The 24,139-nt window shown below is 65.3% G+C and carries 25 protein-coding genes; 1 reads left to right on the top strand and 24 read right to left on the bottom strand.

All coding sequences use genetic code 11. The features are described 5' to 3' along the window. Nucleotides 1-916: 916 nt before the first annotated feature. Nucleotides 917-1,807: a transposase family protein gene (locus APZ21_RS23310; RefSeq protein WP_204249141.1), complete on the top strand. Its 891-nt coding sequence runs from the start codon at nucleotides 917-919 to the stop codon at nucleotides 1,805-1,807. A 25-nt stretch (nucleotides 1,808-1,832) separates the two neighbouring features. On the opposite strand, the gene APZ21_RS23305 is transcribed toward APZ21_RS23310, so the two are convergent. The 24 genes from APZ21_RS23305 to APZ21_RS34335 form a co-directional block, all read right to left on the bottom strand. Further along, complete coding sequence (locus APZ21_RS23305; protein WP_156371282.1) at nucleotides 1,833-2,180, bottom strand: hypothetical protein; 348 nt, start codon at nucleotides 2,178-2,180, stop codon at nucleotides 1,833-1,835. A 38-nt stretch (nucleotides 2,181-2,218) separates the two neighbouring features. Further along, on the bottom strand, nucleotides 2,219-5,494 hold the full coding sequence (locus APZ21_RS23300; protein ID WP_054815439.1) for a nucleotidyltransferase family protein: 3,276 nt from the start codon (nucleotides 5,492-5,494) through the stop codon (nucleotides 2,219-2,221). 297 nt (nucleotides 5,495-5,791) lie between these two features. Beyond that, a complete protein-coding gene (locus APZ21_RS34345; protein ID WP_156371281.1) occupies nucleotides 5,792-6,028 on the bottom strand; it encodes a hypothetical protein in 237 nt (78 codons plus the stop codon). A gap of 311 nt (nucleotides 6,029-6,339) precedes the next feature. Further along, nucleotides 6,340-6,642, bottom strand: coding sequence for a hypothetical protein (locus APZ21_RS23290; RefSeq protein ID WP_063125144.1), 303 nt, complete (start codon nucleotides 6,640-6,642; stop codon nucleotides 6,340-6,342). Beyond that, nucleotides 6,639-6,848, bottom strand: a complete 210-nt coding sequence (locus APZ21_RS23285) for a hypothetical protein (protein WP_054815436.1) — start codon at nucleotides 6,846-6,848, stop codon at nucleotides 6,639-6,641. Before APZ21_RS23285 ends, APZ21_RS23290 begins: the two co-directional genes overlap by 4 nt. Beyond that, complete coding sequence (locus APZ21_RS23280) at nucleotides 6,848-7,624, bottom strand: N-acetylmuramoyl-L-alanine amidase (protein ID WP_054815435.1); 777 nt, start codon at nucleotides 7,622-7,624, stop codon at nucleotides 6,848-6,850. Before APZ21_RS23280 ends, APZ21_RS23285 begins: the two co-directional genes overlap by 1 nt. A 40-nt stretch (nucleotides 7,625-7,664) precedes the next feature. Beyond that, nucleotides 7,665-8,114: a hypothetical protein gene (locus APZ21_RS23275; protein ID WP_054815434.1), complete on the bottom strand. Its 450-nt coding sequence runs from the start codon at nucleotides 8,112-8,114 to the stop codon at nucleotides 7,665-7,667. Next, the gene (locus APZ21_RS23270; RefSeq protein WP_054815433.1) at nucleotides 8,114-9,400 is read right to left on the bottom strand and encodes a hypothetical protein; all 1,287 of its coding nucleotides are present in this window, start codon (nucleotides 9,398-9,400) and stop codon (nucleotides 8,114-8,116) included. Before APZ21_RS23270 ends, APZ21_RS23275 begins: the two co-directional genes overlap by 1 nt. Before the next feature lie 70 nt (nucleotides 9,401-9,470). After that, a complete protein-coding gene (locus APZ21_RS23265; protein WP_054815432.1) occupies nucleotides 9,471-10,517 on the bottom strand; it encodes a hypothetical protein in 1,047 nt (348 codons plus the stop codon). After that, a complete protein-coding gene (locus APZ21_RS23260) occupies nucleotides 10,514-11,590 on the bottom strand; it encodes a hypothetical protein (protein ID WP_054815431.1) in 1,077 nt (358 codons plus the stop codon). Before APZ21_RS23260 ends, APZ21_RS23265 begins: the two co-directional genes overlap by 4 nt. A gap of 1 nt (nucleotide 11,591) precedes the next feature. Beyond that, a complete protein-coding gene (locus tag APZ21_RS23255) occupies nucleotides 11,592-12,656 on the bottom strand; it encodes a hypothetical protein (RefSeq protein WP_054815430.1) in 1,065 nt (354 codons plus the stop codon). Nucleotides 12,657-12,680: 24 nt separating this feature from the next. Next, nucleotides 12,681-14,297, bottom strand: a complete 1,617-nt coding sequence (locus APZ21_RS23250; protein WP_054815429.1) for a Gp37-like protein — start codon at nucleotides 14,295-14,297, stop codon at nucleotides 12,681-12,683. Continuing rightward, nucleotides 14,297-15,190 carry a hypothetical protein gene (locus APZ21_RS23245; RefSeq protein WP_054815428.1) on the bottom strand — a complete coding sequence of 298 codons (894 nt, stop codon included), beginning with the start codon at nucleotides 15,188-15,190 and terminating at the stop codon, nucleotides 14,297-14,299. The genes APZ21_RS23250 and APZ21_RS23245 overlap by 1 nt, the downstream gene beginning before the upstream one ends. Beyond that, the gene (locus APZ21_RS23240) at nucleotides 15,187-17,463 is read right to left on the bottom strand and encodes a hypothetical protein (RefSeq protein WP_156371280.1); all 2,277 of its coding nucleotides are present in this window, start codon (nucleotides 17,461-17,463) and stop codon (nucleotides 15,187-15,189) included. Before APZ21_RS23240 ends, APZ21_RS23245 begins: the two co-directional genes overlap by 4 nt. Nucleotides 17,464-17,606: 143 nt before the next feature. Beyond that, entirely contained in the window at nucleotides 17,607-17,915 is a 309-nt protein-coding gene (locus APZ21_RS23235; protein ID WP_054815426.1) for a DUF5361 domain-containing protein, read from the bottom strand. A 68-nt stretch (nucleotides 17,916-17,983) separates the two neighbouring features. Then, nucleotides 17,984-18,274: a hypothetical protein gene (locus tag APZ21_RS23230; protein WP_156371279.1), complete on the bottom strand. Its 291-nt coding sequence runs from the start codon at nucleotides 18,272-18,274 to the stop codon at nucleotides 17,984-17,986. Between the two features lie 120 nt (nucleotides 18,275-18,394). Beyond that, a complete protein-coding gene (locus APZ21_RS23225; protein ID WP_054815424.1) occupies nucleotides 18,395-18,982 on the bottom strand; it encodes a phage tail tube protein in 588 nt (195 codons plus the stop codon). A gap of 137 nt (nucleotides 18,983-19,119) precedes the next feature. Then, entirely contained in the window at nucleotides 19,120-19,554 is a 435-nt protein-coding gene (locus tag APZ21_RS23220; protein ID WP_054815423.1) for a hypothetical protein, read from the bottom strand. Nucleotides 19,555-19,573: 19 nt separating this feature from the next. After that, nucleotides 19,574-20,179 (bottom strand): hypothetical protein, encoded by a 606-nt coding sequence (locus APZ21_RS23215; protein WP_156371278.1) that lies wholly within the window; start codon nucleotides 20,177-20,179, stop codon nucleotides 19,574-19,576. Between the two features lie 472 nt (nucleotides 20,180-20,651). Beyond that, complete coding sequence (locus tag APZ21_RS34340; RefSeq protein WP_156516426.1) at nucleotides 20,652-20,990, bottom strand: hypothetical protein; 339 nt, start codon at nucleotides 20,988-20,990, stop codon at nucleotides 20,652-20,654. A 67-nt stretch (nucleotides 20,991-21,057) separates the two neighbouring features. Next, on the bottom strand, nucleotides 21,058-21,264 hold the full coding sequence (locus APZ21_RS36475) for an Imm7 family immunity protein (RefSeq protein WP_162240377.1): 207 nt from the start codon (nucleotides 21,262-21,264) through the stop codon (nucleotides 21,058-21,060). 6 nt (nucleotides 21,265-21,270) lie between these two features. Further along, the gene (locus tag APZ21_RS23210) at nucleotides 21,271-21,579 is read right to left on the bottom strand and encodes a hypothetical protein (protein WP_054815421.1); all 309 of its coding nucleotides are present in this window, start codon (nucleotides 21,577-21,579) and stop codon (nucleotides 21,271-21,273) included. 217 nt (nucleotides 21,580-21,796) lie between these two features. Next, a complete protein-coding gene (locus APZ21_RS23205; protein ID WP_054815420.1) occupies nucleotides 21,797-22,927 on the bottom strand; it encodes a serine hydrolase domain-containing protein in 1,131 nt (376 codons plus the stop codon). A gap of 101 nt (nucleotides 22,928-23,028) precedes the next feature. After that, on the bottom strand, nucleotides 23,029-23,202 hold the full coding sequence (locus APZ21_RS34335) for a hypothetical protein (RefSeq protein WP_156371276.1): 174 nt from the start codon (nucleotides 23,200-23,202) through the stop codon (nucleotides 23,029-23,031). Between the last annotated feature and the right edge of the window lie 937 nt (nucleotides 23,203-24,139).

Genomic DNA, 24,139 nt, shown 5'->3' with positions numbered 1-24,139 from the left:
TGGCCGGAACGAATTTGCCAGTAGCTTCGTCCAGTATCAACCCGTCCACACCACCGCCCGGAGTCTCGAACACCATGAGCGGCCGATCGTGGTACGAAAGATACTGCGGATAGTTCATTGCCTGGATACCCCTTTCGCGAGTTCACCCAAGAATATATCAAGTAACCGTACGACGATGCTGGTCCTATCCGCCACTGACGGGGCCGAAGCCTCTGCCGAGGCCGGCGCAATTCGTCCCCACTGGGATGCCGCCGGACAGGGCCCGTCCCAGATGCACGGACATCCGCCAATCCGGCTCGGCGGGGCGCGCCATTCGACTTCGAGCCTGCGCGAGATACACGATTAGCAAATAAGCGTTGGATTCGGGTTCGGTCGAGCTTGAATAGTGTCGTCCATGCCTACCGCAAACGAAGGTAGTGCTCCGATTGTTCCGTCTGCCTTGTAAACGACTGTCGAAGAGCCTATTACCTCGAAATTTTCGTCCTCGTCGACGAGCCACTCACGTGCACCGACGCGGAATACCCAGAGTTCTTCGTTCTCGACGATCTTACGATCATCGAGACAGAATGTTCGGAAAGTCCATCGCGGTTCGAAGTGCGATCGTACGAGTTCGAGCGCTTCGCAGTAGCTTATCGTCAACTCAATATCCATTCTATCCGTGTTCCGTTATTATTCGAACAAGCCCTTGAATCGCCAGATGGAGGGTGTCTGTAGGTCATCGAGCCGTAGGTACTCCGTGTTCCTCCCAAGTGAAAAATAGTGGGAGGCATCCAGAAGCGGTGGAGTAGGTTGCGAATCGATGAAGCGCACCTTTCCTCCCGTGTTCTCGACGTTGAAGACATGGCTTCGCCCAGATTTGTTCCACTGAGGCTTATTCAGAGGATTGATCGCGGCCGTCGTCCGCGATCGACTACGGATGGTCGAAGGAGAGATTCGCAACGCTCGGGTTATCGCTGTGGTCAACGCCGGAGCTGGGTGTGTCGTTGCTGGGGCGGCGGCCCCACGCACCGCAAAATCGTTCTGCTACAAAGTTTTCCGCAGACGAGGACCACCGCTCATGTATCATACCACCGGCTTCACCGCCGACGAGATCACCGACCTGGTGGCGATCATCCACCGCGCATGCGGCAGAGCCCGGACGTGGCCGCCGAGCCTGGGGTTGCGCCGCTGCGTATGCGTGACCTCGGCCTATCTGCGACGTAACCGGGTTCAGCAAGAACTGGCCGAAGCGTTCGGCACCTCGCAGTCGACAATCAGCCGTGCCATCGGCGCCCTCACCCCGATCATCGGAACCGTGCTGGCGCAATGGATTCCGGTTGCCGAGGAGATCGACCCCGCCAGCAGCTACATACTCGACGGCACCCTGCTTCCGTGCTGGACCTGGGCCGGGCACCGCGAGCTGTACTCGGGCAAACACAAGACGACCGGGGTGAACGTGCAGATCCTGTGCGATCTCGACGGCAACCCGGTATGGATCTCCGACCCGGTCCCGGGCCGCGATCACGACATGACAGCGCCGGCGGTCTCCGGGCTGCTCGATGGTCTCGATCCATCGAAGCTGCTGGGGGACAAGGGATACCAAGGCTCAGGGATGATCACACCGGTCAAGAACCCGAAAGGCCGTGACCTGCACGAATCCGACCAGAACTACAACGCCGACGTCAACCGGCTACGCGTGGTCGTCGAACGCGTCATCGCCAACCTGAAAACCTGGCGCATCCTGCATACCGACTACCGACGTCCACTGGCAACCTTCGAGGAAATCATAACCGCCACCATCGGGCTGTTCTTCTACCCACTCCGGTGAATAAGCCTCAATGCGCGAGGCTAGTTCACGAGTATGCCTCACCGGCCTCCCACAGCGCGAACGTACGACGGTGGATATCATCGATCCGTGCGAGTTCATCGTCGGTGACCAGGCGGTTTTCACTCTTCGCCGTGTCCCAGATACCCTCGACCTGACGATACAGATCGAACGCGGGGCCTACACCGGACACACTTCTGGACCGAATTCTCTCGGTCTGCAGAATGAAGCCATCACGATTCCTCGTGATCACGTCCGTGGTGTTCGAAACATAAGCGACATCGGCGAGAACTTCACCCGTGGCCGGAACGAATTTGCCAGTAGCTTCGTCCAGTATCAACCCGTCCACAACACCGACCGGAGTCTTGAACAGCATGAGCGGCCGATCGTGGTACGAAAGATACCGCGGATATTTCATTGCCTGGATACCCCTTTCGCGAGCTCACCCAAGAATATATCATTGGTTCGCAGAGCGATCTCATCGAGGATCTTCTCTGCCTCGACGGGATCAACTTTACCGGAATTCACATAGTGATTCAAGCCGCGCGTAACCTCATAAACGGCGTGGTCGAACTCCTTGGAAGCCTTGTCGATACTCTCCAGATGGAGGCGCAACTCGACGACCATGCCGTTATCCGCACGCACGTTCATGGTTATGTCACGGTACCCACTGAGCTGCGGACCGATGATCCTATCTTCCAGGTAGAGGATTTTCATCCCCGATTTCTGGATGTCGTCCAACGCTCGATAGATCTTGTCGACCGTTTTGAACGTAATACTCGCGCCAGCCATATCGATCAATCTGGAGGCGTCACCTTCCCATCCATCGATCTTTTGCATGGCACGCGCCCGCCCCTTGGCCACTTTCCGCCCGTACGCTACACCGCCGAGAGATCTCGACAGGTCATCCGCGAGACGCTTGAGCTGACCCTGCGCTGCGGGGAACTTGGCATACAAATCATCCAGGAACGCACTTACATAGCCCGGATCCTGTTGTCTCCCGTAGTCGAATCCCGGCTGGGTCGGCTTCTTTCCCGTCCCTCCGGTAACCGCCCGAACAGATCTCTGCGCCCTCTCCGATATCGCGCGCTGCGCGTCGGTGACTTTGGTCAGCTCGACGATCTCATCCCCATTGGCAGGCACGTATTTCATCCGGTAACGCAGGCCGCGCAACGCGTCGTCCACGATATCGATCGCCTTGGGGCGCTGCAACAGCGACAAAAGCGTGTCCGACTCTTCCAGCAGGTAGCGTTCCATCAGTTTGTTCGATTGAAGCGCTTGCAGAAGGCTCTTGTTATTGGTCAGCAGGTGACGTATCGCGTCGCCCGTGGGAACGGTGCCGATCGGCAACTCGACCGGACCGCCGTCGCGATTCGCGCGCTCCAGCGCTTCCCTGACATATGGCTTTTCGAGGTACTTTCCAGCCGGAAGACCGCGTGCGTTGTCCCACGCCCTTGTGACCGTGGTACGCAGCGTCATAGTTGTTCGGCTCAGGTACGTGCCGGATGCGCTCGCTCCCGATTGCGCCGCCTGCTTGATCGCGGCCCCCGCGGACCGCATCGTGTCGATTCCCGTGCGGATTCCCGTCGCCGTGTGCTGCCCGATGGCGATGGTGGTTGCCGCGGCGGCCAGTCCCCTGCCCGCGCCGGTGGCCGCGACCCGTCCGGTGGCTGCGGCGCGGGTGAGGTAGGGGGCCAGGCGGGCGGCGGATGGAAGCGGCAGGGGAACGAACAGTGTTGCGAGGCCGATGATGTCGGCTGCGGCCCAAGCGGTTTCGCCGAGGCTGTGCTGTCGTTCCGGTGGAGGTTGATAGCGGGGTATCGCTATCCCGTCGGAGCCGGCACGGGGGTGCATGGCGGAGATGAAGGGGCCTGCCCAGTAGTTGGCGACTTGATCGGACAGGACCGTCCACGAGTGAGCGAGGCTGTCGGGCAGACCGTGACCACGTTGCGGGGCGGGGCCGGAGCGGGTCCAGCCGGGTATGTCGGCGGGCATGGCGGGGCGGTTCTGTTCGCCGGTGAGGTTGATCTGTCGGTAGAAGGTGTTCGCACCGAGTGGACCGAATACCACGCGCAGCGAGTCCAGACCCTGCCCGGGGAATTCGCGGTCGAGGTAGGCGGGGGTTGCCACGAATTCTGTGATGCCGTTGGTGGTCCTGAGGTGACCGAGTTCGGTTCCGTCCTCGTCGGTGAATGTGCCCGCGACGGGGTGTCCGTCGAAGGTGGTGATGTCGGTGCGTAAACCTTCCGCCGAGATGGAGTTCGCCCAACCGGGGCCTGTGCCGTCGACGGAGGACATCGATTCGGATTCGCCTCCGGCGAATTCGACGGTTCTGGTGTGGATCCGGTCGCCGAATTGGGTCTGCCAGGTGGTGGACTGTGGTCCGGCGATGGTGATGAACGGGCCGTGATCGGTGAGTTGGGTGGTCTGGGTCCAGGGCCGGTCGGCGCCGTCGCTGCCGCCGTGATGTTCCTCGATCGCTTCGTCTCCGCCTTGGTGGAGGACGACCCGGGTCTCGAGGTCGTCGACGGTGTCGACGTAGGCGGTGACGCCGTTGGTGGCGTAGGTGTCGACACGTGGTGCGGGCGCGTCGGGTTCGGTGATCTTGGTTCGGGTCCAGGGTCGGTCGGCGCCGTCGCTGCCGCCGCCTTGGGTGACTTCGATGAGGCGGCCGTCGGATTGCAGGAAGCGCCAATGTCTTTGGCCGTACTCGTCGATCGATAGCGATCCTCGGGTGCCGTTGCCGTCGACCCATTCCGACGCCGCTGCGCCGCGCTGCGGGATTTCGACGCCTTCGGGCAGGATCTCCTCGACTCGGCTCGCGTCCATGATCTCCGGCGACGGCGGCGATACCTGAGCTGTCGTGGTGTTCGAGGGGCCGGGCAGGTTCACGGCCTCCGGGATGATCAGGGCCAGTGCAGTCGTCGCCGAGGCCGGTGGTGCGGGGGTGTTCGGTTCGGTGCCGAGGACGAGTTGCCCCAGGAAGGTGTGTTCGACCGGTGTCGTCGGAGCAGGGATTCCCGATGGTGCGGGGCTGTCTACCGGTGGCGCGGGTGGGGGTGGTGTGCGGCGGGTGCCGTCGGGGTTGTAGATCTGTTGGAACAGCGGGTTCTGCGCTACCAGTGCGGGATCCATGACCAGTGGCAGACCGTCGCTTTGACGCTGCTCGGGCGGCGCCGAGTCGGTGGGCGCCGGGGGCGCGGTTGGTTGCGGTGCGGTCGCGGGTGGTGATGGTCGGGTCGATGGTGTGGAGGAGGGTGGGGGCGCTTGCGTACTCGGTGTGGTGGGATCGGGGTGCTGGTGCGCGTATTCGAGATCATCCTCGGCGGACGGGCGGTTGTTGTCGGTGCCCGTGGGTGGTGAGATCGGCTGGTCGACCGGCCGGTCCACGGCGGGGGCGGGTTTGGATGTGGCGGGTGGGAATGTGCCCGCGCCGCGTGATTCGGAGTCCTGCGTTCTGGCGGCGACGCGGAAGTGCTCGATCATGTCGGTGGAGGCGTGAATGCGGGCCAGCCGAGCCGCCGCGCTTGTGGGTGTCATGCCGTTTAAGTTGTGAACCCGCCGGTCGAGCCTGTCCTCGCCGGTGTCGGCTTCGATGCTCGACGCGGGGGTGGCGGTGCGAATCCACTCGGCACGATTGTGTATCCAGGAATAGTCCGGTACATAGACTCGGGCGGCACTATCGGCCATGACATCCTCCGGTGGCGAGGAGACGGAATGCCGACCCGGAAGCGGAATCGGCTAACTGGCAGTCCGGATGAAGCGGGCAGCGGCGAGGCGACATCGTCGCGACCGGCCGCTATTGCGATCGTGTGTGTGCGCATGCTGTTCGATGCGAGAACATCCGCGTCACGGACCATCCGGGATCCGGTGCGAATTGGTCCAGAGAGTGGCGGTGCCGTTGACTCCGCACAGCAGAAAGCCCCGATCCGTATATGGACCAGGGCTCGGATTCGGTGATCGAGAAGTGGGCGGAAACCTTCGAATTCAGAAACAGACGCAGCTATGGCGCTGCGAGGTGTCGCGGTTGCGTGCGGTGGAGCAGATGGAGAACGGGGCGCACCCGGCGAGGTTATCGGTGAACATGATCTCGGCGGTTTCCGCGCAGGGTTTGCTGCGGTTCGCCTTGATCGCCGGCGCCCTCGATGCCGCACGGTTCATCGAATTCTGCCGGAAACTGCTGCGCGACAATAGTAACCCGCCTACACGATCGTCGACGACCACCCCGACCACCGCTCGGCGGTGAAGAACTACGTAGCGGGTACCGAAGGGCGGCTGCGACTGTCCGGCTTCCCGCCGCTCTCCGCAGCTCAACCCCCGACGAATAGGTTCGAGAAAACGTCAAGGCCGATCATGTCGGCCGCAAGACCGTCACCCGGCCCTGACCAGTTCTGCCTCTCGTCCTCGGCGCCCTGCGGCGGCCGCAGAAGATGCCGCGCATCATCCGCGGGTTCTTCGCCGACCCACATCCGGAACGCCGCAGCAAATCCCGCGTGAGGTCGACATACTTACTTCCCCTTCAGTAAACGCGGAGGTCAGATTTCCTCTTCGAGGGAGGCGGGGATCGTGTAGTGGGCTTCGGGGGGTTCCTGGCCGGGGACGTGGATGCGGAGGAACAGGCGGAGTTCGTCGATATGGTCCTGCAATGCGCGGATCAGTCGGATCGCGTCGCGGAAACGCTTCTTGTCGTCCACCGCTTGGGTTTCAAGGGATTCCACGCGGGTGCGTAACTTGTTGACCTCACGCGCCTGCCACGCGGTGACCGCACCGATCACCGAGGCCATCGCCATGCCGGATGCCTGCACCAACTCCGGATTCAACCAGGATGGCGCTGTCACCTGCCACCGTCCTGGCGCGCGACCGGGGTCACCGCGGGCCGGATCAGCACGCCGGCGATGATCGGGGTCAGCAGGCCGTAGACGGTCAGCGCGCCCTCGATCCACGCGGTATCGATCGTATGGCCGAGGAAATAGGCGAGTACGCCGGTGACGGCGACCAGAACCGAACGGATCAGGGCCGGTTCGGGTAGTCGATCGATGCGCATCAGCGTTTCTCCTCGACGGTGGCGGACAGCAGGCGGTCGAGCTTGAGTTCCAGTGCCTTCAAACGCTGTTCGGCGCGGTAGTCGGCGGCGTCGGCGTTCAGCACGTAACCCGCCACGGTGTCGCGGTACTCCGAATCCGCGACCCGCGACTGGAAGCCATAGGTCAACTCGAAATGCACACGGCGCAGCTTGTCCAACAGTTCACGCTGCTCTTGGTCGGAAAGTGCCATCAGCACACCGCCTTTCAAACGTTCCGCGATATCGGCGCGGAATTGGTCCATGTCCATGGCGCCGGGGTCCCATTTACCTTGTTCGGTTCCGGCCCATTCCTTGTGGCCGATCACGCGATCGGCCCCGTAGCCCAGCCTGCGCAGGATCGCCGCACAACAGCCCACATAGGCGTCGTATTGCGCCGTCGACCAACCCTCGGTGCCGTTGTTGGCGGCCTCGATGCCGATCGTGTGGGAATTGGCGTCGTCCTCGGGCAGACCGGGCCATGATCCGCGGCCCGCGTGCCAGGCCACGCCCGCGGCGACCACCGTTACGGTGCCGTCCTGGGCGAGGTGCAACTGGGACAGGGGGCCTTCCAATGTCGGTATGCCGTAAGCAATTTCCGACGCTGGCGTGCGCGAACCACCGGTGTGGTGCGCGATCACCCCCCAGATATCGCCGAAATCGCCGTGGCCGCGCTCGCGCCAGCCCGGGAATTCGGCGACGCGCAAACCCTCCTCGCGCAACGCATCGGCCAGCCATACCGGATCACCGGTTCGCGACATGGGGGTACCGCCTTTCTCTGGGGGATGAAATCGGGTGTGGTCAGGTGATCCGTACGTAGCCGGTGGTAGCGGTGACGCTCGCGGCCCAGGACTGAAGGCTCGCGTCGGTCGTGGTCTCCACGGTCACGGCCGATCCCGCTGACACGTCGACGGTCGCGCTGACGGTCAGCGTTCCCGAGACGCCGGTCACCTGGGACCCGGTGGCGACGACGACGCCGTCCACCAGGAGCCGGGCCTGCTGCTTGGTGGACCCGCCGGTGCCGCCCGAGAACGGCAGACTGGCCTGGACGGTGGCGCCTGCCTTGTCCGACGAGACCTGGAGTGCGTTCCCGACGACGACCGAGCCCGGGTAGGCGCCCGTTTCGGCGGTCCAACTCGGCACCTGGTACCAGGTGACGCCGCCACCCGGAATCGTCATCTGCCAGGCGCCGTTCTTCGTCATCGACGTCGGCGTGAACGGCACCGTCCCGCCCGCGATCACGAACGGCATCAGGAGGTCACCCCTTTGAGACTCGCCTGCATGCCCTTGCCCACCGGACTGTCGGCGGTCGTGATGTACACGGTGATCCGATCGCCGGCGTTGAACACCCACGTCCCGGTGACGGTGGTGTCGATGGCGTGGTTGGCCGCGGCGATGGTCGCCGAGGTGCCCGACACCGCGGTGCCGTTCTGGCGCAGTTCCACCACGAGGTTGCCGGTGCCCGCGGTCTCGCCGCGATAGGTGACCGAGCTGACGGTGACCTTGCGTTCGAGCCGCAGACCCTCGGGCATGATGTTTCCCGCGCCGGTGGCGCGATTGCCGCCGTGCGATTTGAGGGCGATGTCGTAGATCTGGTCGGTGAGGGTGGGTGTCCTGGCATCGGTCAGTCGCGTGTCGGTGCTCGCGATGGTGCCGATGGCCGTGCGGGCGGCGGCCGCGTCGGCGGCGGTCAGCACCGACCGTCCGACCGTGGTCGAATCGGAGATCTGCGCGGCCGGGTGGGTGTGCGAGACGGGGGTGCGCGCATCGGTGAGGCGCGGATCGTCGCCCGCGACCGCGGTGGTGGCGGTGGCGCCGATGATCGGGGCGAAGGTCGTCGGCTTACCCGTGATGCTCGCCCAGTCGCTCGCGCCGACGGGTCCGCGGATGACGACGCCCTGACCGTCGGGCAGCCAGCCGCCCGCTGCCGCGTGGTAGACGTAGAGCAGGCCGTCGGCGGCCACTACGTACTGCGCGCCCTCGGCGGGGGTCGCGGGCAGCGCGGAATAGGTCGCGACCCGACCGTCGATCTTGATTCCCTCGCCGCGGGGTCCGACGACCACGGCGGCACCCGCCGAGGCGGGGACCGGCGAGGCGAGCGTGAGATCGACCAGGCCGATCGACCCGGTGTCGGGATCTTCGCTGTCCGGGCCCGGAACATATTCGGGCACATGGAAACTGAAGGATTCCAGCGGCACCCGCTCACCGTCGTAGGACAGGTCGAAGGAGGCCCGCCAGGTCCAGTCGGAGGGGTTGGTGTCGGCGTTCGGCGCGACCAGTCGGACTCCGCGGCGTCCGCGCCAGGTGAGATAGCCGAATTCGTCGAGGGAGCATTCGTAGTGGTTGGGCAGCTGGACGTAGGTGGCCGGGGCCGGTTGCGCGTCGGCGACCAGCACCTTCGGCGCCTCGGCGAGGAAGGTGACCGTTCCGCTCAGTGGCGGGAACTCGGGCAGGTCGCCGATGTCGGGGCCGTCGCTGATATTGGCGAGGAAGCGCCCGACGACCTTTCCGTATTTCAGAGGGGGCAGATCAGCCATGGATCAATGCCTTTCGGACGGCGGGCAGCCGCGGACGGCTGCCCGGTGGCTCGGTGGAAGGCGGTCGCCGCTAGACCGTTTCGGCGTAGACGATGAGCTGCGCGCCGGTTGTGATGACGCTGTAATTGGCGGTGCCGACCCGACGCACGAGGACGTAGAGGGTGGTCGTCTGGTTCGCGGGCACGACACCGAGCGTCGACGCGGGCGACATCGCGTACTCGAATTTCGGGAGTATCGGCGAGCGGATGACATTGCTTGCGCCCAGGGTGTAGCCGTAGCCGACCATTTCGCCTTCGGGACCGCCGACGCGCACCTCGATATCGCAGCGCGCGGCGCCGAGAGTGGCGACATGTGTCTGCACGGTGAGTCCGCCTTCGACCCGCGGCCGCCACGGCACCGGCTGGGCCGGAATGGTAGCCGTGGCGACGGTGCGCACGGCCTCGGAGAGGTTGGTGCCGCCGGTGAACTGGTTACTGGCGATGGCCCACGGCCCGGCGGGCGCCGGACTCGGCACCGGTCGGAACTTGCCGAGTGCGGTACTCCAGGCGAGTACGTAGTCCTGACCGAGTGGATGGGCGTCGTCGATCAGGATGTCGCTTGCATCCCGGATTCGGCCCGCGCCGCCGGGTGCGCCCACGTCGCCGGTCTCACCGCGCGGGAAGGTGATGCGCAACTGCTGATTCGGGGCGGCACCGGTGATCTCGGCGGCGGCCTCGGACCCGGTCGCGCCCGCGACACCGGATCCGGTGAGCACGTTCGGCGCGCCTTTGCGCCCGGCCGCGCCGAATGCGTCGGCGAACGCGATGAATTCGAGTCCGGTCCAGTAGTAGACGCTGTTCTCGGCGACCACACGCCACGCCTTGCGCGCGTCGGCGGTGGTCGGTTCGAGGGCGAAAAGCGCTGCGGTGTCGGCGATATCGCCCTGCCACAGCCACGGCCACGCTGGGTCGCCGTCCGGTCCGGCCGGGCCGGTCCCGCCCTCACGGATCTCCACCAGGGCCTGTCGGTCCACGATTTCCATCGGGTTCACCGTGTAGGGCAGTCCGACCGAATCGGACACCCCGCGCATGGTGATCATGATGTCGTCGTCGAAGACGATGTTCTGGTCGTCGGTCATGATGCCGCCACTGGTTGTGCCCAGCACACGAGCTGCGCGCCGGTCCGGTTGTAGGTGTAGTTGGAACTGCCCTGCCCGCGTCGCAGCACGACGTACAGGGTGACGGCCGTGCCCGCGGCGATGACACCCACCGACCCGGTCGGGTCGGTGATCCTGGCGCCGAAACAGGGACGGAAGCGGTTGTAGTTCTCCAGCCCGAACGGCCAGCCGATACCGATGCCGACCAGTTGGCCGCTGTTGGATCCGATCCGCACCTCGGCGTCGACGCGCGTGCTGAAGCTGCTCGACGCCTCGGTGGTGCGCACCGCGACACCGCCGGACAGCACCGGTCGCCATGCCGTGTCCTGCGCCGGGATGTTCAGCTGCGCGATGGTGTTGGGCGAGGTCGCGACATTGGTCTGCGAGGCCGAGAAGCCCGCGCCGCCGTCCCAAGCCGTCTCCTCGACGATCGACCACGGACCCCGCAGTCCCGGATACGCCGCCGGCGTCCACTTCTGGGTCACGTCGTTCCACACCGGGACCGCGTTGTCGACATGGGTGCCGTCGGCGTAGTCCGCCGCCTGGCGCAGCGGACCGGGGGGCCCGTCCTCACCGGTCAGACCCTTGACACCGCGTGGGACGGTCAGCGAGAGCGTGAGATTCGGCGGTGTCCCGGTGACGGTGACCTGGAGCGGACTGCCCACGGGTCCGGTGTCGACCGTCCCGATGGCGATCGAACACGGCTGCCCGTCCGGGCCCATGCCGCCGAACGCCTCGGCGAATGAGTCGAAACTCGTTCCATTCCAATACATCAGGGCATTGGTCGACACCACCCGCCACGCCTTGCCCGCGTGGGCGAGGCCGAGTCCGCCCGCGAGCGCGTTGAGTGCGCTCTGGTCGGCGATGTCGCCTTCCCAGCGGAACGGATATCCCGCCGGACCCGCATCGCCCGCGGCGCCCGCGGTACCGGTCATGAGTTCCAGCGCGCCGTCGCGCGGGGTGCCGTGCATGGCCTGCACCACGCCCGGCGTGCCGATTCCCTCGTGGATGCCGCGAATGATCGTCGAATCGAAATATTCTCCTACGGTGGACATTTCACCTCCTTGCCTGGGTCGGCACCGCGTAGGCGACCAGCGAAGCGCTCGCGCGCTGATAGCCGATCTCGCCGGTGCTGGTCGTGCTGACATTGAGCCGGTCCACCGTGACGACCAGGTTCATCGGCTGACCAGCCGGAACCGTTGCGAAGGTGGAACTCGGCGACAGCGATTTCGCCATGTCCTCGTCGCTGTAGGTGGGCGAGAACGGCACCATCAGGTAGCCGCCGCCGGCCACGCCGGGCAGCGCCGTCGCCACGATCTGCCCTTCGGAATGCATGAGCCGCACATTGACCTGCGAGGTCTGCTGGCCGTTGGCCTGGCAGTAGGTCGACAGATGGCCGTGCACGACCGGTCGCCATTCGAAGGGCTGCGCGGGCATGGTGAATGTGCCTGCGACGAATTGCGCTGAGCCGCCTGCCTGGTCCGCGGCGAAATCGGTGTCGTACCACGCCCACGGGCCGCGGCCCAGCGGCGCGGCCAGCGGCCGGAACTTTCGCGAGTTGCGCTGATATCCGAGCACCCCGCCCGCCGTGGGGCCCGCGGTGCCGTCGTAGTCGACGGCTTCGCCGATCGAACCGGAGGCGCCGGGCGGCCCCTTCGGACCGCGCGGGCCCGCGGGAGCGGTGACCGAGAGTTCCTGGGCCGCGGTCGCTCCGGTGAATATCACCGCGGCATTGGTGAGTTTCGGATCGTGCACGGTCTGCGCGACGGTGATCGTGTTCGCGTCGGCCGCCGGTCCGGTCGGGCCCACCGCGTCCGGCGAATGCTGCCAGGCCGAGCCGGTCCACACGTCCATGCCCGCGTCGTCGAGCCGGTGCCACCATTTACCGCGGTCCTCGGCTCCGAGACCGGACGGGCGGGCGGCCGCGTTCGCGATGGCGCCCATTTTGCGGAAGGTGGTGCGCGGCAGGCCGCGTCGGCCCACCTCGCCCCGCGGTCCCGTCGGCAGCGGCAGCTCGGCGGCGTCGCCCGTTACCGCGACATCCGCGGTGACGACGGGCAGGCCGTCCGGGTACGGATCGCTGCGGACGGTGATGTGCGCTGGAAAAGTGATGTCTGCCAATGTTTTCTCCTCACGGCGACAAGGTCAGAAGATGAGCAGGTCGAGATCGGCGCCGACATCGGTGGCGAGATCCTTGATCGCGGCGGCCACCCGGCCAAGGCGCTGCCACGCCTTGACGACCGAATCCTCCTCGTCCGAGCCGTCACCGACGGTGATCTGCCAGGTCGCGGGGGTCTCGCGATCGTCGACGAAGGTCAGCTCGGTGACGTAGTCGGTGAACACCATCTGGTCGAGGGCGAATCCGATCTGATCGCCGAGCCCGAAGTCCCTGCCGAGCAGATACGGCGCGTTGTCCTCGACGGTCACCTTGTGGCTGGTGTAGCCGCGGGTCAGGTGCAGGCCCTGGCGGGCGGCGACGAGTCCGTCGAGGGTGAACGCCTTGTCGCTGCCGGTGATATAGAGCTCGCGGAAGGCGTAGGGGCCCGCGCGCCGGACCCGTCCCATGTCCCGGTAGACCATCCAGGCCAGGAACACGTCGTTGAGCTGACCGCGATACAGCCAGCCGAGTCCGATCAGGGACAACAGGCCCTTGATGGCGATCTCGATACCGGCGTTGACCCAGCCCGGCGAGCGTCCGCCGACGATGACATCGGTGGCGGTCGGCTTGTGCAGCGCGACCTCCGACGGCCCGATTCCCGAGTACTCGCCCTCGAAATACCAGACCCACGGGAAGTTCCGGACGGTGCCCAGCGGCCCCGTCTGTCCGTAGACCGCCTCGTATTCGGTGGTCGAATCGAGATTCGGGTACCGCTTCGGGGTGGTGCCGTCGTCGAGGAATTCCTCGAGCCAGGAGGTGATGCCGTCGATGAGGGTGCCGGTCGGGCCGGTGATGCCGGATTTGTCGACCGTTTCCAGGACGACGGTCGGCCGGTCGAGGAAGAACCACTCCGGCGCGGGCTGCTCGTCCTCCTCGGGCAGGAAGAATCGGGCCGTCAGCATGACGCCGGAATCCTCCAGCATGGGCAGGAACAGTTTGTCGGCCATGTCGAAACGGGCCGAGGCCGCACTCCACCGACTGGTATCGGTGTACGGGTCGACCGGGACCACCGCGATGGGGAACAGGGTGCTGCCCACGCCGTCCCAGTCGGGATCGTCACCGATATCCGTCGGCGCCCAACCCGGCGCCTGCAAACGCATCAGATTCGCGGTCAGATACGTGGTGACCAGCGTGCGGACCGGACCGAACTGGATCATGTGCCGGGGGAACTGCGCGAGGATCGGCGCGAACGGCGAGGCCCAGCAACAGATGGTGGCGATATGGTTCCAGGCGTGGATGGCCTCGATGTCGACGGTCTCCACACCGTTCTCGTCGCGCACCAGCGACGCCTTGGTGATGTAACCGTCCCAGCGGAAACCCTTGGTGTTCACCGTGATCGGGATGGTCGCGTCTTCGCCGTCCTTGTTGTTGAACAGGTGGTCGAAGTGGACCATGTCGCGCGGGCAGATCATCTTCAGTCCGCCGGCGGCATTGCGGGGATAGGTGAACTCCAGCGACAGGTAGCTGTGTTCCTCCCCGATCTCGCGCATGGATTTGTCCCAATAACGCACCAGCACTTCGTTGTCGCGGGCCTGCTCCTGCTCGCTGCGGTATGCCTCGTCCATCCGCCGCGCCTCGGCGTGCGGATCCCAGGATTCGCTCATCAGAACGGCCTCGACGATCGCGGCGACACCGAGACGATCAGGCTCGACGCGGTGGTCCCGCCCTCGACCTTCACGGTGACGTCGGTGGCGGACCACGGCGGCAGCGCGGCCAACCAGTGCCGACCGGCCAACTGCGCCCACACATTCCGGCCCGTCGGTGCGTCATCGGTGTGGACGCGGGCGGTGCGATGCCGGGGATGGGTGTCGATGCGCAAGGTGTCGTTCGCGCCGAGCAGCGGGGTCTGCACCAGTCGGGGCGTGTCGCCGCCGACCGGGTCCAGAATCGACCAGCGACCGGGACCGTTCATGGTGTACCGGGGCCAGGCGGGCTGATCGGCCGCATTGCGCGCGCGGACCACGCCTTCGCCGAGTCCGGCGGTGTCGCTCCACACCGAGGACTCCTCGAAATGGCGTTCGAGCGGGTCCATCGCGGTGGCCGACATCTTGTAGACCGCGAACGCGTTGCGCGTCGGGTCGACATCGCCGACGGGTTCGGGCGCGGCGTCGAGCTGCGCCTGCTGAAAACGCCAACCCTGGTGACGGGTGTAGTAGCCGATGGTCACCGGCTTGTCGGTTGACCAGCCGCGGAACCAGGCGTCGTGCACCGCGAGGAAATCCCGAACCGGCTCGGCCGCTGCGGATTTCGCGGTCGGCGAGATCACGACGAGGAAATCCCATTCCTTCTTCGAGCGCACCGAGCGCTGGAAGGTGGCGCCGTCCTGGCGCGCGCCCTCCGAGACCAGCAGCTGCACCGGCGCGAACATGAAGCCCGCCTGCTTGGACAGCCGAACCCCTTCGCGTCCGGCGTTCACCCCGGACAGATGCCACACCCTGCCGTTGACATCCCACACGACGACCTTGGTGTCGTGTGTCTCCAATAGTTGGTGGGTCATCGACCGAGCCCTCCTCCGCGTTGCTGCGCCAGCGTCCGGCGCCGATTGACCCGCTCCACCGCGATGGCGGCGCTCTTGGGGTCCATGCCGTTGAAGTTGTAGATGTCCTGGCGGGCCGTGTATCCGCCCGGCCCCTCGGCCAGATCGGTGAGCCCGAATCCGGTGCCGATCAGCTCTTTCGCCGTATTCGCCGCGTATTCGATGGGTCTGGTGACCACGTCCGACAGCATCGATCCGGCCATCGACCCGATCGCGCCGCCGATCTGTCCGCCCAGCGGTGCGAACGGTCCGAGAAAGCCCGCGAGCGCGGTGCCGATCGCATTGCCCGCCAGACCTCCCGCGGTCGAGGCCACGCCGCTGATGGCGCCGGTCAGCCCACCCACGAGACCGTGCTGCTGTAACCCTCGAATCGCGCCCGTCACGGCCTGGTAGCCGATCTCGAGCTGCGGCGTCATCGTTGCGATCTTCTTCTGCTCGTCCACGCGGAAGGGCAGTCCGAGAAGATTGCCGACGCCCATCGCCAGCGTTGGGGTCCACTCGCCGTTCGGGTCGATTATCGAGGCCAGTCCGCCGATCAGGTCGCCGTAGTCGCGTCCCGCGTCCTCACCGATACCGAAATCGATACCGAGTTTGCTACCGGCGAGGTCGGCGAAATCGGCGACGCTCGCAGTGGCCGGATTGTAGAGTTCCATCGACTGTTCGAGCGACTTCGCCAGCGGCACAGCGCTGTTCTCACCGAGCGCCTTGGGCGTCTGCTGGATCAGCGCGGACATGATCGTGTTCCCCAGACCATTGCCGCCGCCCTTGCGCACGCGCAGGGGCTCACCACCGGGCTCGAGGGTGATGCCGGCGAAGTCACCGCCGCCGCCTCCGGTGACGATCGTGCCGCCGCCGCTACCGCCGCCGGATTGTCCACCGCCACCGGTCGTGTCGGGTGCGCCGCCCGCCGGGGCGGACCCGCCCCCGCCGCCCGGCACCGCGGATCGACCGTCGGACGCGCCCTCGGGCGCGACGTCGACCGGTGTCGTACCGGTCATCGTCATCGATGCCCGCAGACTGCCGCCGAACTTCGATCCGATCATCTCCCCGAGCCGCGCGCCGATCTCCGGCGCCAGCACACCGGAGGGACCGAGGGCCGGGCCGATCGCCGAACCCAGTGCGGCGCCGACCTTTCCACCCGCTTCGGCGGCGGCGCCCTCGATGCCCTGACCGAGCGCGTCGGCCAGCCGGGCCATCTGGTTCAGGCCGTCTCCCGGTAGATCCGCGGTACGGCCGCCGAACAACGCATTCGCGAGCGGAGCCAGGAATCCCACTGCGGGAAGGGCTGTCCCGTTCTCGGGACTGATCCCCAGGTAGACCGCGAGCGGATTCGGCGTGCCCGGCTCCGACGCGCGCTGGTCGGATGCCCGCATCGATTCACTCGCCGCGGGAGCGGCGCCGAACAGACGGCTGACGACGCCACCCGGCCGGAAGGCCGGCGCCAGCGCGGAACCGAGTAAGCCGCCCGCACGGCCGCCCGCGTCCAGCGCGCCATTGGCGACGGCGCTGAAGGCGTCGCCGACCAGGCCGAACAGGCCGAAGTCGGCGCCGGTCACACCGGAGCCGACCGGTGCGGCGAGATTCTGCCGGATCAGGTCACGCCAGCGGCCGCCCTGCGCGTCGACCAGACCGCCCGCGGCGAAGCCGGGCAGCATGCCCGCGAGGAATGCCGGTGACGGCACCCAGCCTGCGTTGATCGCCTCGAGCAGCGGCAGCGCGTTGGATGTCGACGCGGCGTTGACCACGTACTCGCCATTGGACAGGCGCGCGAGAATCGAATCGTCACGCGGTCCGCCGGGTCCGTGGACCACGCCACCCGAGGCGCGGCGAATCGGATTCCGGTTCGCTATCCCCGATTCGGGGACATCGGAATCCTCCGCGGGGTCGGCGGATAGGGGCCCACCGTGCAGGGTGGTGCGCGCACTCATGCGCAGGATTCGCGTACTGGTGCGCACGCGATCGCGGCCGCCCGCATCGATCCAGTCGGCCACGAATTTCGGCATGACGCCGAGTACGCCCTGCAATACCCGGGCAAGTGCGTCGAAACGCACCGCCGTGCCCGCGATGCTGTTGGGCGAATCGTTCTCCTCGACGATCAGCGGATCGTCGTCGGGGAAGGTGAGGACGGAGGTTCCGGCGGCTCGTCCGCCCTCCCAGACCGCACCGCTCGGCAAGGTGATCTTCTTACCGGGGGCGAGCGGACCCGCGTTGGTCATCGCGAGAATATCCGCCATTCCCATCACCCGAGGACGTTGCCCGGGCCGAGAAGTCTTCGTATCGGGCCCCTCCGAGCCCGGCGGGTGCCGCACAACGGAGCTCATCTATTTCTCCACATTTGACATCTACTTTCTCGGCCGCTGCCGCGGATTCCGGCGGACTATTCGCGCCAGGCCAGGAAGTCGTTCATCTGGTCGATGGCGGTCGCCGTACCGATGCGCTCGCGGTCGGATTTCATGCCCGGCCGTTGAATCGGCTCGGGCCGGTTCCTGCCGTGCTGGGCGTCGGAAGTCTTCGACCACACCAGCCAGCGCAGGGATTCGGTCATATCGGCCAGCAGATACTGGCTCAGCTGCCAGCGGCTGCCGTCAGGATTCATCGACCGCAACAGCGCCGAATCCGCGGGCAGCCACGTGACGATGGCCTTGAGGTCGCGCCAGCCGAGCACGTCGGTGCCAAGCTGACGCAACCGAAGACCGAGGGTTATCAAATCGAATTCGATTGCCTCGCCATGCTCTTCGAGAAGAGCATCGAGGCCTAGGATTCCCCCAGGTTCACTCCCGAATGGGTGCGCCAGGCATCGAGGAACGCGTGATAGGCATCGGGATCCATCTCGTCGAGCGCCGCCAGCGACTCGGCGGGCAACACCAGTTCGAGCAGTGTGTACATCGCATCGACGTCACCGAGACGACGAATGCGGCGGATCAGACCCGGCTTCAGATACGACAGCGACGGCAATCGCACGTCGATATCGCCCACGCTGTAGACGAATTCGTCCTTGACGGTGATCGGCTGATTCAGGGTGACGGGGGCTTTGGGGGAAGTCATCGGTTTCGCAGACCCTTTCATGACAGTTGGAGATCGCGCAGGCACGGAAAAAGTGATGGGCCCAGCGGCGGCAGGCGGGCCTGCGCATAGGTTGTGAACCTGCCGCCACTGGGGGCTTTATCAGGCGGAGAAGACGCCGTCGTCGAGGTAGCGGTACGCCTTCACACCGGCGTCGTCCTTGAACGCCTCGACGGTGATGGTGAAACCGGCCAGCTCGTTGGAGACGAACTTCTTCTCGGTGACCGAGGCGATCTGCGCGTTCGGCAGAACGATGCGCAGCTTCTTGTTGTCGTTCTTCATATCGAAGATCCACGAACGGCGGGGCAGAACCGCGCCGGTCTCCTTGACCGCCAGCAGGGTGCCTGTGGTGGAGGTGGCGGCGGTGACCTGCACGTTGTCCGGGTGGAACACCTCGTTCAGCACGTCCGCGTCCCACACCGCGTACAGGGTGAGGCCGAACGAGACCGAGTGCTCGGTCTGGAGCTTGGCGATGATGTCGGCGTTCCAGTCCTTGATGGTCTCGACGCGCCGCTCACCCTTGGACTCGATGCCGTCTTCGGAGACGTAGCCGAGGGCCTTGAAGCCCGCGGCGGGCGCGCCCGACGCCGTGGTGGGCAGGGTGGTGCTCAGGGGAGCCACGAGCACACCGCCGGTGACGGCGATGTTCGGGGTTCCGGCACCGATGTACTTGCTGGAAGGCAGAGCCATGTTGTTATCTCCCTTGGGATTGTTGCGCAGGCCCTCGGGATCGGTTATTCAGTTGTGACTCCCGGTGGAAGGGGAATCAGGCGAGGACTGCGCCTCGCACGTTCGGGTGGCCGGCGGGTCGTTCGCGACCGTCGCGGTCAGGCGAGGATCTGTCCTCGCACGATGAGGTCGACGGTCAGCACCTGTCGCGGCGCGTCGGTCGCCGGGTCGGTGTCGTTCTCGATGCCGACATCCTCGACGTAGTCGCACCAGACATCGCCGAGGTAACCGGGCGCCGCCGCCGTGAGGACGGCGCGCACGAGGGCCACCAGATCCCCCGCGGCGCCCGCGTCGTCGGTGCATTCGACCACTACGCGCGGCCGGTCGAGGATCAGGTGCGCGCCGCGGCGCCCTTCCCGATCCTCGACGTCCTGGCGGCGCTTACGGTCGTCGCGCACCACACGCACCATGCGCGCGGGCCGCGGGCTCGGCACCTGGGTGACGACCTCGGCGGTATCCGACGCCGCGGCGAGCTGGGTGCTCAGATAGGCGACCAATGTCTGTTCGATATCCGGAAAAACGATGCGCTCCATCGAGTTCCGCCTTTCATGACTAGTCGGCCCCTCGGGCCTGTTCGATACGCCGACGCAGCTGCTCCACGAGCCCCGCGTAGGCTTCGGTCTTCGTCGGGGCCTCATAGGCGAGCCCGCGCGGATGGACGGCGCACCAGACGCCGTCGTCGGTCTGGGTGACGTCGATGTCATCGATGTCGTAGAACGAATCCGGGTCCGGCGTCGGCCACCGGCCGCTCTCGTCCCGGTGGATGTGCAGTCCGGTGTCGAACGCCCCCGGCTGCCCGTTCGGCGTCGGCACCCAGCGGATCTCCTCGAGTTCCAGATGCACCCGAACCCCGCGCCGCACAAGGTATTCCGCAACCCGCGCGGCCTGCCGGATCCCGGTAACCGTGGGTTCGGCCGTGGCACCCGCCCCGCGCTGCCACGCGGGCAGATGGATCACCGACAGTTCCTCCGCCAGCGCCTTCACCTCCGGATCCAGCACCTCGCTCTCCGACGTCTCCTGCAACCGCCCACTCAGCACATGCTGCATCAACGCCAGGAACTCCGGCGTAACCAGCTGTCCCCCTTCGGTTTCCGAGTACCGCGGCGGCATCTGCGACCCCGCGAACTCGACCGACTCGATTATTTCCTTACCGGACATGAAATTCAACTCACCAACCTCGAAATGAATACCGGGCGATTCCCGGAGAAAATATTCCGCTCGGCGCGATTCGACGCACACGCGAAGAATTAGTTGCCCGGAATTATTCCTCGGGCCGGAATGCGGGAGCATTCGCCCGCACGGTTCGATCCCACGATGGATCAGAGCGCCCGCACATCCACGGCAGCGCTATCACCAGTCCGCAGAGCGCATTTCCGAGCCCGCAAAATCCCTGACGTTACTGGCAGCCAGACGCCGATCTCACCGCTTGATGGCACCCAATTGCGTATACTTGCGAGAAATTATTATATTATAACCGATCACTACGAGGATTATGCAAAACCTGGATCATATGAGCCCATCGGGTGTCGCTCCAGATAAAGAAATGGTCGCTGCTCGATAATTGAGAACTAACCTCTCACAGCTCTTCCCACTCGGGAATGACCATTGCGCCTCTATCCTATGACAGGACTCACCGATGTTTACGGAGGAGACGGTCGAATTGTCGTTTGCGACGCTTTTTCCAGTAGAGGATCCACCATTGCTGTGTGTGTAGCCAGCGCTCGTAAGTGCTGGGTGCGGGCAACGGGCTCATGGCGGATTCGGATTTCCACCAGATGTCGTGACCGAACATGATATCTTTCGCCCAGTAATCATCCGATTGATGAAAGATTAAATCATTCCCAAGAAATTCCAAGCCTACGAAGCGGCTGTTTATTCTCGCAACTGCCTCGACTTCTGAGATTCCGAAGTCGTTACTCATTCTCGATGCGATTTCCGAGAATAACTCCTCCCCTTTTTCATCGGTCAAGAAAGTGTAACGGCCCGTCCTATAGGGCTTCATCTCACCACCACCCGTCAACGATACTTCAGTATCTTCAGAGTTCGTCCTCGATCATCGGGACGCACGGCGAAAGAAGAGTATCGCCAGCGACAGTAATAATTCCCCGCCTCATAACGAGTACCTGAAACTCATTGCCCGATCCAGAGTAATCCTCATCATCGCGAATATACATGATCCCGTATGATCCGGGCGCTACAGCCGCAATTCTCCGAAAGGAGTCGACAACTTCCTGCCCCTCCACGGTGATTCAGAAACCCGGCCAGGTGCACTTGAGCCGCACCGTGCTCACCACCCCGCCGTGACCGTCGGGAACGGCTGCGGTGGCCGTGATGTTGTCGTAGTTGTCGACGTGGACGTTGTCGTAGAGGCCGTCGGTGTTGCGCGTGGCGATATCCAGACCGACTTGGTTGCCTTCGGCGTCGTAGGACGGCGTGAAGACCTTGTTCCAATCCGCCGTTGCCGCGAACTCGCTGTCGGGTGTGCCCGAGGTGGATGAACCGAGTCGTGCGTCTACCCATGGTGGTCGATATGGCGTCAGCGCAACGGGATTCACCACCTGCGGTACCTACTTCGGAAGCAGGCGCACAACGCGACAGACATGCGCGCAATGCGTCGAGGAAATGCATCGAACAGCGGTGGAGGAGAGTCCCGGCGGTTTGCGAGCGCGAGATGCGCCCGAGGCAGGCGACGAACGGTCGCGAATCCGGTTCGAGCGAGAAAGGTTCGGCTACAGGCGCTACGAGGCCGACGGATTACCGTGGCGACGGTTGCGCTCAGAGGGCGGCGTAGGCGTCGAGGGCGGCTTGGCCGAGTTTGAGTTGGGGGGTGGTGCCGGTGGCCATGTGGTGTTCGTTGGCGGCCACGACGACCTGTTTGGCGCCGTCGTCGGAGGTGAGCCAGAGGCTGTAGTAGCCGAGGACGCCGCCGGTGTGCTGCCAGACCGGACCCGCGGCGGTCTCGGTGCGGAGCACGCCGAGGCCGTAGGAGGCATTGCCGTTCGAATTCGGCACGGGGACGGTGGTTTTGAGGGCGTCCTGTTGGGTGGCGGGCAGGAGTTGGCCGCCGATCAGTGCACTGGTGAAGACGGCGAGGTCGTCGAGGGTGGAGACGATGGCGCCCGCCGCGCCGAAGGCTTGCACCTGCGAGGCGGTGACGAAACGGTAGATGCCCCAGGAGATGGAGTGGCCTTCGAGGTAGTTCCCGTACAGCTGGGGGTCGTCGGTCGGGAAGGAGGTGTCGTCGAGGGCGAAGGGGGTGAGGATGCGGGTGCGGATCTCCGCGGCGGCGGTATTGCCGGTGACGGCCTCGATGATCATGCCCGCGAGGACGTAGTTGGTGTTGGCGAACGCGAACTTCTGTCCCGGTGTGCCGACGGGCGGCTGCGCGAGGGCGATATTCACCAGATCCTGCGGCGCCCAGGGCTGATACGGCTCGAAATTCAGTGTGTAGCTGGTCGTGAAGGCCGGGCTCGCGGAGTACTCCGGCAGCCCGGAGGTGTGATTGAGCAACTGGCGCACGGTGATCGCGGCGCCGTCGTTGCCATTGGCGGCGACCGCGCCCGGAAGCCAGTGCGCCACTGTGTCGTCCAGTGACAGCGCGCCTTCGGCCTCGAGTTGCAGCAGCACCGTCGCGGTGAACGCCTCGGTATTGCCGCCGATGCGGAACTGCGCCGAGGAGTCGGCGGCGATCTGGGTCTGGTACTTCTTGTAGCCGACGGCCACGTACTCCCGGTAGGGGTCGTTGCGGACCAAGCCGATCACGCCGGGGAATCCGGCGCCGGCGGCCACGCGGGCGCCTGCGAGCAGGATCTGTGCGGGACTGGCGGCGACCACGCCGGGGACGGCGGTATTCGGTGGATTGCCGTCGGGGGAGACGATGGTCGACGGCAGGGTGAAGTCGCTCATGAGAACTCCTGAAAGGTGGTGGGGCACGCGAGAATGCGCGCGACCATCGCGGGGCGGTCGGCGCGAGGCGCGGGGTGGCGGAGGGGATGGTCACGTCCCGGTCAGCGCGCATCCGGTTCGAACAGCGCGAGCGGGTCTCGGTCGAGTGTGAAGGCGGCCAGGAGGATGTCGCAGAGGGTGGGCCGGTCCCGGGCGATGCGCTCGGCGACCTCCGCGCCGAGGCGTTCGATGAGCACGTCGAACTCCGCGGCGTCGAACCGATGCGCGAACGACATTGTCTGCTGAACTCGATTCACGATCTCACACTCCCTCGAGCTGACTCCGACGCTTCGCGGCGTCATCCGCGTTCGTGCCGATCGCCCCAGCGACCCGTGGCGGCTGGGGCGATCGGCAACTGTGACAATTCTTCCGTACGGAAGTCATTCGTCCGTAAGTCATTGCCGTGGTTCAGAGTCCGAGCAGCGGCAAGATGACCGGCAGCACCAGCGGCGCGATACGGCAAGCCAGTTCCAGGAGATCGAGGGCGAGAGTGAGCATCTGTTCACCTCCTTCGGCTGTTGATGGTTGGCCCCACCCCCGGCCGAGGTGACCGGGGGTGGGGCGGAGCGCCCCGAGGCTCGCACCGTCTGCCACCGCGTATTTCGGACCACGGGAGACGGGAGCTGATATCGGGGCGGGTCTCGGAGTTCAGGGGTGAGGCGAGCGGTCGGCCAACCCGCGAACCGCGCAACCCGAGGGTCAGTGGGCGCGCGGGCCGGGTGTGACCGGTTCACGAGCGCTGAATCGGGCAGGTCGCCTTCCTTCGAAGGCACTGCGAGTCTTGCTGTGCGACTGGATATCCGACAGCGAAGATGACAGTGGCCCGATACCACCGAAGGGCATCGGGCCAGCAGTTTCGAATTCGTTTCGGGGAGTTCGGCTTTAGAAGCCTGAGATTCGCGCCGTAGCTCGTGTTCCGGGTTTCGGGCACGGCTCTGGCGCTGCACCAAGCTTCACTTAAGATCGTTCCGATGTCAACCCCATAGTTTGAAATCAGGTCGAAAGCCCTGGTAGATAACGTTTTTCCAAGGCGGAGACCGACCACACCGCGCACCGGCCTCGACAACGGTGCGAGCTGGTAACCGAAGCCGACATCTCCTGAAAGCGAAAGCGGTCGCCGCAACCTCTCGATCGAGAGCGTTGCGACGACCGCGTGAACCCGCCGGAAGGCGG

Origin of the sequence: Nocardia arizonensis (genome assembly GCF_001310275.1) — a bacterium.
Lineage (GTDB): Bacteria > Actinomycetota > Actinomycetes > Mycobacteriales > Mycobacteriaceae > Nocardia > Nocardia arizonensis.
Note: the sequence above shows the minus strand (reverse complement) of the source record. Positions and strands in the feature narration are given on the sequence as shown.

Bases quoted from the DNA above. Each gene is read 5' to 3' on its own strand.
- APZ21_RS23205 (WP_054815420.1), bottom strand. From the start codon at position 22,927: ATGAGCGACTTCACCCTGCCGTCGACCATCGTCTCCCCCGACGGCAAT.
- APZ21_RS23310 (WP_204249141.1), top strand. From the start codon at position 917: ATGGTCGAAGGAGAGATTCGCAACGCTCGGGTTATCGCTGTGGTCAAC.
- APZ21_RS23240 (WP_156371280.1), bottom strand. From the start codon at position 17,463: ATGGCGGATATTCTCGCGATGACCAACGCGGGTCCGCTCGCCCCCGGT.
- APZ21_RS23260 (WP_054815431.1), bottom strand. From the start codon at position 11,590: ATGTCCACCGTAGGAGAATATTTCGATTCGACGATCATTCGCGGCATC.
- APZ21_RS23280 (WP_054815435.1), bottom strand. From the start codon at position 7,624: ATGTCGCGAACCGGTGATCCGGTATGGCTGGCCGATGCGTTGCGCGAG.
- APZ21_RS23300 (WP_054815439.1), bottom strand. From the start codon at position 5,494: ATGGCCGATAGTGCCGCCCGAGTCTATGTACCGGACTATTCCTGGATA.
- APZ21_RS23220 (WP_054815423.1), bottom strand. From the start codon at position 19,554: ATGGAGCGCATCGTTTTTCCGGATATCGAACAGACATTGGTCGCCTAT.
- APZ21_RS23275 (WP_054815434.1), bottom strand. From the start codon at position 8,114: ATGCCGTTCGTGATCGCGGGCGGGACGGTGCCGTTCACGCCGACGTCG.
- APZ21_RS23250 (WP_054815429.1), bottom strand. From the start codon at position 14,297: ATGAGCGAATCCTGGGATCCGCACGCCGAGGCGCGGCGGATGGACGAG.
- APZ21_RS23270 (WP_054815433.1), bottom strand. From the start codon at position 9,400: ATGGCTGATCTGCCCCCTCTGAAATACGGAAAGGTCGTCGGGCGCTTC.
- APZ21_RS23215 (WP_156371278.1), bottom strand. From the start codon at position 20,179: ATGTCCGGTAAGGAAATAATCGAGTCGGTCGAGTTCGCGGGGTCGCAG.
- APZ21_RS23265 (WP_054815432.1), bottom strand. From the start codon at position 10,517: ATGACCGACGACCAGAACATCGTCTTCGACGACGACATCATGATCACC.
- APZ21_RS23285 (WP_054815436.1), bottom strand. From the start codon at position 6,848: ATGCGCATCGATCGACTACCCGAACCGGCCCTGATCCGTTCGGTTCTG.
- APZ21_RS23225 (WP_054815424.1), bottom strand. From the start codon at position 18,982: ATGGCTCTGCCTTCCAGCAAGTACATCGGTGCCGGAACCCCGAACATC.
- APZ21_RS23230 (WP_156371279.1), bottom strand. From the start codon at position 18,274: ATGACTTCCCCCAAAGCCCCCGTCACCCTGAATCAGCCGATCACCGTC.
- APZ21_RS23245 (WP_054815428.1), bottom strand. From the start codon at position 15,190: ATGACCCACCAACTATTGGAGACACACGACACCAAGGTCGTCGTGTGG.
- APZ21_RS23305 (WP_156371282.1), bottom strand. From the start codon at position 2,180: ATGCTGTTCAAGACTCCGGTCGGTGTTGTGGACGGGTTGATACTGGAC.
- APZ21_RS34335 (WP_156371276.1), bottom strand. From the start codon at position 23,202: ATGTCGTTCGCGCATCGGTTCGACGCCGCGGAGTTCGACGTGCTCATC.